Source organism: Shewanella sp. 1180_01 (assembly GCF_052850535.1).
This window is the reverse complement of the sequence record NZ_VXCT01000091.1, coordinates 1-9055: the sequence shown is the minus strand read 5'-3', so window position 1 is coordinate 9055 and position 9055 is coordinate 1. Positions and strand designations below refer to the sequence as shown.

11 protein-coding genes are annotated in these 9055 nt (G+C 44.8%); 5 read left to right on the top strand and 6 right to left on the bottom strand.

Translation table 11 applies throughout. From position 1 onward, the window contains the following. Positions 1-75: 75 nt before the first annotated feature. From ccmE to ccmA, 5 genes are read right to left on the bottom strand one after another with little or no spacing between them, the layout of a single operon-like run. Entirely contained in the window at positions 76-564 is a 489-nt protein-coding gene (gene ccmE / locus FW758_RS23675; RefSeq protein ID WP_006079699.1) for a cytochrome c maturation protein CcmE, read from the bottom strand. After that, complete coding sequence (gene ccmD / locus FW758_RS23670) at positions 561-761, bottom strand: heme exporter protein CcmD (RefSeq protein WP_446446719.1); 201 nt, start codon at positions 759-761, stop codon at positions 561-563. The genes ccmE and ccmD overlap by 4 nt, the downstream gene beginning before the upstream one ends. After that, the gene (locus FW758_RS23665; RefSeq protein WP_446446718.1) at positions 761-1507 is read right to left on the bottom strand and encodes a heme ABC transporter permease; all 747 of its coding nucleotides are present in this window, start codon (positions 1505-1507) and stop codon (positions 761-763) included. The genes ccmD and FW758_RS23665 overlap by 1 nt, the downstream gene beginning before the upstream one ends. A 1-nt stretch (position 1508) precedes the next feature. Further along, positions 1509-2195 (bottom strand): heme exporter protein CcmB, encoded by a 687-nt coding sequence (gene ccmB / locus FW758_RS23660; protein WP_446446717.1) that lies wholly within the window; start codon positions 2193-2195, stop codon positions 1509-1511. A gap of 11 nt (positions 2196-2206) precedes the next feature. Then, entirely contained in the window at positions 2207-2857 is a 651-nt protein-coding gene (gene ccmA, locus FW758_RS23655) for a cytochrome c biogenesis heme-transporting ATPase CcmA (RefSeq protein ID WP_071940703.1), read from the bottom strand. 318 nt (positions 2858-3175) lie between these two features. Here ccmA and FW758_RS23650 point away from each other — a divergent pair, with 318 nt between their 5' ends. Next, complete coding sequence (locus tag FW758_RS23650) at positions 3176-3475, top strand: c-type cytochrome (RefSeq protein ID WP_006079708.1); 300 nt, start codon at positions 3176-3178, stop codon at positions 3473-3475. Positions 3476-3538: 63 nt separating this feature from the next. On the opposite strand, the gene ccmI is transcribed toward FW758_RS23650, so the two are convergent. Then, a complete protein-coding gene (ccmI, locus tag FW758_RS23645) occupies positions 3539-4792 on the bottom strand; it encodes a c-type cytochrome biogenesis protein CcmI (protein WP_446446720.1) in 1254 nt (417 codons plus the stop codon). A 400-nt stretch (positions 4793-5192) separates the two neighbouring features. Between ccmI and FW758_RS23640 the strand changes: the two genes are divergently transcribed. The 4 genes from FW758_RS23640 to FW758_RS23625 are packed head-to-tail and all read left to right on the top strand — an operon-like array spanning position 5193 to position 8798. After that, a complete protein-coding gene (locus FW758_RS23640; RefSeq protein ID WP_259512938.1) occupies positions 5193-7172 on the top strand; it encodes a heme lyase CcmF/NrfE family subunit in 1980 nt (659 codons plus the stop codon). A gap of 11 nt (positions 7173-7183) precedes the next feature. Next, positions 7184-7738 carry a DsbE family thiol:disulfide interchange protein gene (locus FW758_RS23635; protein WP_006079711.1) on the top strand — a complete coding sequence of 185 codons (555 nt, stop codon included), beginning with the start codon at positions 7184-7186 and terminating at the stop codon, positions 7736-7738. After that, positions 7735-8214, top strand: a complete 480-nt coding sequence (gene nrfF, locus FW758_RS23630) for a heme lyase NrfEFG subunit NrfF (protein ID WP_446446716.1) — start codon at positions 7735-7737, stop codon at positions 8212-8214. Before FW758_RS23635 ends, nrfF begins: the two co-directional genes overlap by 4 nt. After that, complete coding sequence (locus FW758_RS23625; RefSeq protein ID WP_446446715.1) at positions 8211-8798, top strand: TlpA disulfide reductase family protein; 588 nt, start codon at positions 8211-8213, stop codon at positions 8796-8798. The genes nrfF and FW758_RS23625 overlap by 4 nt, the downstream gene beginning before the upstream one ends. Positions 8799-9055: the final 257 nt, after the last annotated feature.

Below are 9055 nucleotides of genomic sequence, written 5' to 3'. Positions count from 1 at the left end.
AAGATAATAAAAAAGCCTCACTAGTTATTAGGCTAGAAGGCTTAGTGTGTATGCTGTTGCTACTTCATCAACTGCTTACTTTGTGTCTGGTGCCTTTTGTTGGCTGTAATCCAACTTCTCGTGCTTTTGTCCCATGGCTTCAGCAACTTCTGGTGGCATGTAGTTTTCATCATGCTTAGCCAGTACTTCAGTCGCTTCTAGCTTACCATCAGCACTTAGCACGCCTTGCGCCACAATACCTTGTCCTTCACGGAATAGATCGGGCAGTAGATCGTCATAGGTGACCAGTACTTCGCCGCCTAGAGAGTCATGCACTGCGAACTGCACATGTAAGCTCTTAGGGTCTCGTACCATAGAACCGACTGTTACCATGCCGCCGACACGAATGCGTTGGCCAATTTCTGGTTTGACGCCAGTATCTGTTTTGCCGTGGACAATTTCAGACGGTGTATAGAATAAGTTTAAGTTGGAGTTCAGCGCATAAAGCAAAAGCGAAGTAATCGCGGCAACACCACCGATTAATGCCACTGCTAACGTCAGTCTTTTTTTGCGTCTTGGGTTCACGATTTAGTACTCCTAGTTTTTTTTAGGCGTTCTTCTCTATCCATCTTCTTCGCGATTTCAATTAACACCTTACGCTTTTGGCGTGCGCTGGTAATGATAAGCGTCGAGAGGCAGCAGAAGGTCACTCCGTAGGATAGCCACACGTAAAATGCATAGCCGCCCATATTAAAAAAATCACTGATTGAATCGAATTGCATTATTTGACCTCCTCAGCCTTAGCTAGTTCACGCACCCAAGGGCGCATGCCATTTCTTGCTAAAATTTCTGCTCTGAATCGCACAATAGTGATGGCACCTATCATGAGACCGAAGCCAAGCATATTGATTAACAGTGGATAGAGCATTTCCGTCGACATAGTCGATTTCTCGGTAATGCGGATAGTTGATGGCTGATGCAATGAGCTCCACCATTCAACTGAGTATTTGATAATAGGGATGTTAATTACCCCCACGATCGCTAGGATCCCTGCAGCACGAGCCGCGAGCACTTTATCCTCAAATGAGGCATAGAGTGAGATAACACCTAGATATAAGAACAGTAATACTAGCTCAGAGGTTAAGCGTGCATCCCATACCCACCAAGCGCCCCACATAGGTTTACCCCATGCAGCACCGGTAAAGAGGGCAATAAAGGTGATTACTGCACCGATAGGCGCAATCGAAGCCGCAGCCCAGTCGGCAAGTTTGATCTGCCACACTAAACCGATAAAGGCCGCTGTCGCCATACCTATGTAAGCTGCCATCGACATAGAGGCAGCGGGTACATGGATAAAGATAATGCGATAGCTATCACCCTGTTGGTAATCCGTCGGCGCGAAGGCTAATCCCCATGTTGTGCCTACAGCAATAAACAGACCTGCTAAGATCGCAAACCATGGAAATAATGTTCCTGATAACTTATATGCGCGTTCAGGATCCGCGTAAGGGTGTAACCATTTCCACATTTTAGTTAGTACTCACTCGCAGAGATGCACCAATCGCAAAAGGTGCTAAGGTTAACGATCCGACCAGCATAGCGCCTATTATAGCGAGCTGACCGTCATAGGGTAAATTCATTCCTGCCGCGTCTATGGCACTCGTTGCAAAAATGAGAACCGGAATATACAAGGGCAAAATAAGTAAGCTGAGTAGCACGCCGCCTTTTCTAAGGCCGACGGTTAATGCCACACCAATGGCACCTAATAGCGATAAAACTGGCGTGCCTAGCGCAAGGGTCGATATTAACGCACCGTAACTATTGCCATCTAAATTGAGTAGCACCGCTAAAAGTGGCGCAATAATAATCAGTGGCACACCGGTTAAAATCCAATGGGCTAACACTTTGGCTAATACCAGAATGGCTAATGGCTGTGGGCTCAATAACATTTGCTCTAAACTGCCATCACTAAAGTCCGCTTTGAACAGTCTTTCAAGTGACAACATAGAGGCTAATAACGCTGCAACCCAAATTATCCCGGGTGCCACACGGGCTAACATTTGTGGCTCTGGGCCAATCCCCAGTGGGAATAAGGTCACAACCATAATAAAAAATAGCAGTGGGTTAAAAATGTCGCCGCGGTGACGAATGGCAATTTTAAGATCTCGCTGCAGCAAGGTGAAAAATGCCTGGGTAAAACTGATGCCTCTTCTCATTTAGCCTGACCTTATATGAAGCGATAATCTAGACGAATTTTACGAAGCCTATCATCTTTGATAATGCCCATATCTTGGTGAGTTGTGAGGATCACACACCCGCCATTATCCGCATGCTGAATAAATAATTGCTCCAGCTCTTCGACGCCTTTTTTATCGATCGCGGTAAAAGGTTCGTCAAGGATCCAAATTTTACAATTGCTATGCCACAATCTCGATAGTGCAGTTCTGCGATGTTGGCCTGCGGATAAATGTCCGGCAAGTGCCTCTTCAAAACCTGTTAAGTTCACTTTGGCTAAAATGGCTGAGGTATCAAAGTCATCATAACCACTGATTCTTAAATTGAAATTAAGGTTTTCTTCGGCGGTAAGCTCGCATTTCACTCCCGCTAAATGGCCGAGATACAAGAGATCTTCATTGTATTCATCACGGCTGCGGTTTATGTCTTCATTTCTGTAAAAGGTTTGTCCGGCATAGGGGCGAGAAAGACCTGCCAATATGCGTAATAAACTGGTTTTGCCCGCGCCGTTAGGGCCTTCAATTTGAACAATATCACCGGCATTAATATCAAAACTTAACTCATCAAAAAGGATGCGTTCTTCGCGGATACAGGTCAGCTTGCTGGCTGACACTAATGTGGTTTCTTTAGTTATATTTGTCACTGAACCCTCTATCTCAAGCCGGAAGGAAACACAAGTTATTCTAACACAAACGTTATTGGGGGTTTACTCTTGGTTTGCACTAGATGTCAGCAATATGATGTGGTTCCAATAACCGCAATATTTATCGAACTTTTTTACGACTTGCTAATATATTAACGAATTTGTCACCCTTGTCGCCTGATTCATTTTGTGTTGAGATTCTAATCACAAAAAGATGAGATTTCTTGAAGTTTGTAGTAATCTTAGTCGGCTATAATGAGTCTGCCTAAGTAAGGGCAGCGCCGAGCTTTGTACGTATTTGCATTAGGAACATTGAACATGAAAAAACTGTTAGCAATGACTGCAGTCGCTGCTTTGACTATGTCAGTCAACGTATCAGCTCAAGAAGCTGAAGCTATTTTCAACAAGGCATGTACCGTATGCCACAGCATGGGTGTTGCTGGCGCTCCAAAAGTGCATAACGCTGCAGAATGGGAACCACGCTTAGCTAAGGGTATTGATGCTCTACTGCACAGTGTGAAAACTGGTTTGAATGCAATGCCACCAGGCGGTATGTGTACAGATTGTACTGACGAAGATTACAAAGCAGCTATCGAGTTTATGTCTAAAGCTCAGTAATTTTTTCAGTGTTAATAAAAAACCGGCCAAAGCCGGTTTTTTTATGTCTGCAATAAACTGGGTTTATTGCACTTGGGTATCAAGCACTAGGTTAGCGGTATCGCCGACAGCCACTGTACTGATCTTACCTTGAAGATCGCCCGCTTGTGGTTTGATATTACCGTGCTTAGAAAGCACTGCAATCACTTCCACATTGGTAGCGTCACTTAATTTCTTATCGCCACCCATACCGCTGCTATCATCTAATGTCACAGTAACTGGGAACGACTTAGCACTGACTTTGGTCGCCGCTAATGGGACTTTTGGTCCTTCAGTTGCACGGGCAAAGATAAAGATAGTATCTTCAGGACTGGCTTTAGCGGCAAGTTCTGCAGAGATAGATATAGTCACATTGACAGACTTAGTCGCACTCGCCTTCACTTGCTTGTGGGCTTCATCATTTGGCATGCCAGCCGTTTCAGACTGCATACGTAAGTTAGCGGTTTCGATAGCATTCATTAGGGCTGCGCGATCAACATCAGCACGATCGCTATCAAGAATAGTTTGCCAAGAGGCGATGGCTTTCTTGTAGTCAGCGGTAAAGAAGGCATCCATACCTACAAGTAATAGCGTTGAAGGATCTTGAGCATCCATCGCTAAAGACTCATCGATGATCGCTTTGATTTGCGGTGTCATTTGCTGACCCGCTTTGTAATACATGGCTGTTGCTTTAGGACCTAATAATTCTGCATGTTTTCCGACTAAATCCATCACTTTATCGAAAGCCGCAATCCCTTTATCGTATTGGTTTGCCGATACATAAGCGTGGCCTAAGCTGAACCATACTTGGCTGTTCTCTGGCTCGGCTTTCACTTGGGCTTCCATCATCTGTACGCGCTGCGCCATGATTTGAGCCGTATCCATTCCCGCATGTGGGTTAGCAGGTTGTTGGGCAGTTTCAATATTTTCAAAGGCACCTAAGTGCTGATAGAGATAGCCTGAGATAACAATCAAACAAACTGACATGATCGACGGCCATAGAATCGTCTTTGGCTTGATTTGGTTGACCAGTGAATCATCGCTCGCTTCTTTGATGTCTTGGAGTAGACTGATTTCAAGCTCTTTTTTCAAGGCATCGAATTCGGCTTGATCGAGTAACTCTTCGCTTAATTCTTTTTCAAGAACGCCCAAGCGCTCATTGAACAATTCAAGGTTCGTTTGTTTACGAACTCCGGCTTCTTCAGTTTTCAGCAACTTCTGCTGTCTGAAATGCGGGATCCAAATCAGCATCAGGCCGACTAACATAACAAGCGCAATAAAAATCCAAAATGTCGTCATTGTTTCTATATTCACTTTAGTTTGCAGAAAGCGGAGTAACCGCTAGGCTTGGAAGCAAGATTATACGTAAAGATTGTTCATTGAACAGTAATATAAGGTAATCCCAGTACCGAAAGCTTATAGTTGGGCACTGGTTCACAAATTGATTCTTCTTGTAAAAATTGTATGAAACTTAAGTGTCATTTGTCGGTCACATGCAGAACTGAGCCTCTTCCGTGACTTACATCAGCCTCTAAAATTGAGAATGAGACAAGTAACCCAGTTTTGTACGAAAGAGGCAGACAGGAACAATAGCAAATACTAAAATGAGCAAAATTTCGTGCATTTGCGTGAATAACATGTTGTGCGTTGAGATAGAGTCTTTCTAAATCAACATATTATTGAAGACTGAGGAAAACCCATGATCCCAGAACTTGGACACTTTGCGCTGATAATAGGGGTGGCTTTTGCCTTCTTATTAATCAGCGTCCCCCTAATAGGTGTTGCCCGTAAAGATCAATACCTTGTTAGGTATGCTTGGCCGTTAACGTACGGAATGTTCTTTTTTATCACTGTATCGGTTGTCGTGCTGGCCTATAGCTTTGCCGTCGATGATTTCTCAGTCGCTTATGTGGCACATCACTCTAATTCTCAGTTACCTATCTTCTTTAAGATTTCGGCCGTATGGGGCGGTCATGAAGGGTCACTGTTGTTCTGGGTGTTTGCTTTATCGACTTGGGCTGCAGCGGTTGCCTTATTTAGTAAAGGTTTAGAGGAAGTGTTTACTGCGCGTGTACTGGCAGTATTAGCACTGATCGTAATTGGCTTTAGCTTATTCATGCTACTCACCTCTAGCCCATTCGAACGTCTGTTCCCGATACCTGCCGAAGGCCGTGACTTAAACCCAATGCTGCAGGATGTGGGATTAATCTTCCATCCGCCTATGCTGTATTTAGGTTATGTGGGTTTCTCGGTGAGCTTTGCATTTGCGATTGCCGCGCTGATGAGCGGTCGTCTTGATTCTGCATGGGCTCGTTGGACGCGTCCTTGGACCTTAGCCGCTTGGATCTTCCTAACTGGAGGTATCGCGCTAGGTTCTTGGTGGGCATATTATGAATTAGGCTGGGGCGGTTGGTGGTTCTGGGATCCTGTTGAGAACGCTTCTTTCATGCCTTGGTTAGTGGGTACTGCGCTTGTTCACTCATTGATTGTGACCGAGAAACGCGGCGCCTTCCGTAACTGGACCGTATTACTGTCTATCTTTGCTTTCTCTTTAAGTTTGCTTGGCACCTTTATTGTTCGCTCTGGCGTATTAACCTCAGTGCATTCATTCGCAGCCGATCCAAGCCGCGGTATGTTTATTCTGTTGTTGCTTGGCTTAGCGATTGGCGGTTCATTAACACTGTTTGCCTTCCGCGCCAGTGAAATGAGCAGTCCAGCCCGTTTCGAGCTGAAGTCTAAAGAAACCATGCTACTGGTCTGTAACGTGTTACTGACCGTTGCCGCAGGTACTGTGCTATTGGGTACACTCTATCCATTGCTCATCGATGCACTCGGCATGGGTAAAATCTCTGTAGGACCTCCATACTTCAACGCTGTGTTTGTGCCTATCGTATTAGTCTTATTTGGCTTTATGGGTATTGGTCCAATTATCCGTTGGAAAAAATCGAAAGCAGGCGAGCTTAAGCGTCAGCTATTGATCCCTGCAATGATTGCAGCGGCTATCGGTATTGTGACGCCATTTATCGTTGATGGTGTATTCAATACTTGGGTTGCCTTTGGTATTGCAGCGGCTTCTTGGATTATCCTAGCGACAGCAAGAGCGGCCTATAACATGGTCAAGTCGAAAGAAGGTGATATCAGCATCAGCCGTATGGGCCGTAGTCAGCTGGGTATGATCTTCGCGCATCTTGGTATTGCTGTGTCTGTGATTGGTGCCACTATGGTGTCGAATTACTCGATTGAGAAAAGTGTTCGCATGGGACCGGGGATCAGCCAAGAGCTTGCGGGTTATACCTTTAAGTATCTCGAGACCAAAAACGTAGTGGGTCCTAACTACACTGCAATGCAGGGACAGATAGAAGTCTACAAAGGTGATGAGCTGCTGACATTACTCAAGCCAGACCGTCGCCAATATAATGTGCGTACTATGGACATGACAGAAGCGGGTATCGACTGGGGTCTATTCCGTGACTTATATGTAACCATGGGCGATCCAATTACCAGCACTGAATTTGCGGTTCGTTTGAACTACAAACCGTTCGTGCGTTGGTTATGGTTTGGGGCAATTTTCATGATGATTGGTGGATTCTTCGCGGCATCGGATAAACGTTACCGTGCGAAAGTCACTGCAGCTGTCGCGCCTTCGGCCGAAAAGGCAAAATTGGCAACGGCTCAATAATTGGGGAATGTATGAAGAAGTTGGTTCTGTTTATCCCATTGGTCATATTTCTCGCCATGGGGGTGTTTCTATATAAAGGCTTATTCCTGAATCCGCAGCAATTGGATTCGGCACTGGAAGGAAAGCCTATTCCGGCTTTCCAACTGGAACGCTTAGAAACACCTGCTGAGATCATTACGAATGAGCAGTTAAAAGGTAAGGTGTCATTACTTAATGTGTGGGCGACTTGGTGTCCATCTTGTAAATATGAGCATCCTTTCTTAGTGATGCTAAAGCGTAAAAATCTTCTGCCAATTTACGGGATCAACTATCGCGATGAGCGTGCTCCCGCATTAGAAGAGTTAAAGCGTCAGGGCGACCCCTATAACGTCAATATCTATGATAAAGATGGCCGTTTAGGATTAGACCTTGGGGTCTATGGTGCACCTGAAAGTTTTGTGGTTGATCACAACGGTATTATCCGCTTCCGTTATGCGGGTCCAATCGACCAACGCGTATGGAGTGAAACCCTTTACCCTATGATCCAACAATTACAAGCTGAAGCGGCGAAGGATGGCGCATCATGAGAACGCTGACAAAAATCATTGGTGGTCTAGTACTGTTATTCAGCATGACGACCACCGTTATGGCAACACCAGTTGATACTTATGAATTCAAAACGCCTGAAAATCAAAAGCGCGGTTTGTCTTTAGCACATGAGCTACGTTGCCCACAGTGTCAAAATCAAAACTTGATCGACTCAAACTCACCGGTTGCGCGCGATCTGCGTCTTGAAGTCTTCAAGATGGTAGACGAAGGTAAAGGCGATGATGAGATCATCGAGTTTATGACCAGCCGTTACGGTGAGTTCGTACTCTATAACCCTAAGATGGAAACCAAAACCTACATTCTTTGGTTAGGTCCTATCGGTTTGTTACTTATGGGTCTCGTGATTGGTTTTATCTTCATTCGTAAACAACGCATCAGTGGTAATGTGCCGAATGAAATTAGCGAAGAAGATCAGCGTGAGTTAGATTCCTTGCTAAAGCGTAATACTAAATGAAGCATAAAGTCATAACGGCATTAATGTTGTCATCGTTCTTTTCGTTACTTGCTGGTGGGGTCGCGCATGCGTACCCCGGCATGCAGCAAACGACTAAACCGATGGAATCAACTGTTGATTTGATCAATGTCTTGCCAAAGACTTTCCCAATAGAGCCTGTCGCCTTTAATGACGTCGATGGTAAAGCCATCGACTTCAGTCAATTTAAAGGTAAGATCATCATGGTAAACATGTGGGCGACCTGGTGTCCACCCTGTGTAAGGGAGCTGCCAGCAATCGAAAGGCTAGCGACTAAGTTCAAAGCTGAAGACTTCGTACTATTACCTATCTCTATTGATGCAGAAGGTAAGCAACAGGTCCAGCCGTTCTTAAGCTCATTAGGTATGCCAAATTTCAACTCTTACTACGATCAGCCACAAAGTCTTGGGGATGTTTTTCCGCTCGATACGATTCCAGCGACATTTATTCTCGATCAACAGGGCCAATTGATAGCTTTTGTTCGATCTTATGTTGATTGGGACGATGCCAAAGCTATCTCACTAATCCAAGGTTTTATCGATAAAGGCAGTAAAAAGCCCAATTAATCGACACTCTGCACGTAAAAGAATCGCCATTGTTTAAAAGATCGCCATGCGATCTTTTTTCATTAAAAAGCCCTTGCACAAAATCTCCTGCTCCCTATAATGCGCATCCACTGACACGGCAGATAGCGAAAGCAAGCTGACGAGTTAGGTTGAATTAAGTAGCTTTTAAGCATTTAATTCAAGCGCAGCAAGAAGTTGAAAAATACTCCTTGACGCGAAACGGGAAATGCGTAGAATACGCAGCCCTAGCCAACTGA

Coding starts and splice junctions, on each gene's coding strand:
- FW758_RS23625 (WP_446446715.1), top strand. CDS start 8,211: ATGAAGCATAAAGTCATAACGGCATTAATGTTGTCATCGTTCTTTTCG.
- ccmI (WP_446446720.1), bottom strand. CDS start 4,792: ATGACGACATTTTGGATTTTTATTGCGCTTGTTATGTTAGTCGGCCTG.
- nrfF (WP_446446716.1), top strand. CDS start 7,735: ATGAGAACGCTGACAAAAATCATTGGTGGTCTAGTACTGTTATTCAGC.
- ccmD (WP_446446719.1), bottom strand. CDS start 761: ATGCAATTCGATTCAATCAGTGATTTTTTTAATATGGGCGGCTATGCA.
- FW758_RS23665 (WP_446446718.1), bottom strand. CDS start 1,507: ATGTGGAAATGGTTACACCCTTACGCGGATCCTGAACGCGCATATAAG.
- ccmB (WP_446446717.1), bottom strand. CDS start 2,195: ATGAGAAGAGGCATCAGTTTTACCCAGGCATTTTTCACCTTGCTGCAG.
- FW758_RS23635 (WP_006079711.1), top strand. CDS start 7,184: ATGAAGAAGTTGGTTCTGTTTATCCCATTGGTCATATTTCTCGCCATG.
- FW758_RS23650 (WP_006079708.1), top strand. CDS start 3,176: ATGAAAAAACTGTTAGCAATGACTGCAGTCGCTGCTTTGACTATGTCA.
- FW758_RS23640 (WP_259512938.1), top strand. CDS start 5,193: ATGATCCCAGAACTTGGACACTTTGCGCTGATAATAGGGGTGGCTTTT.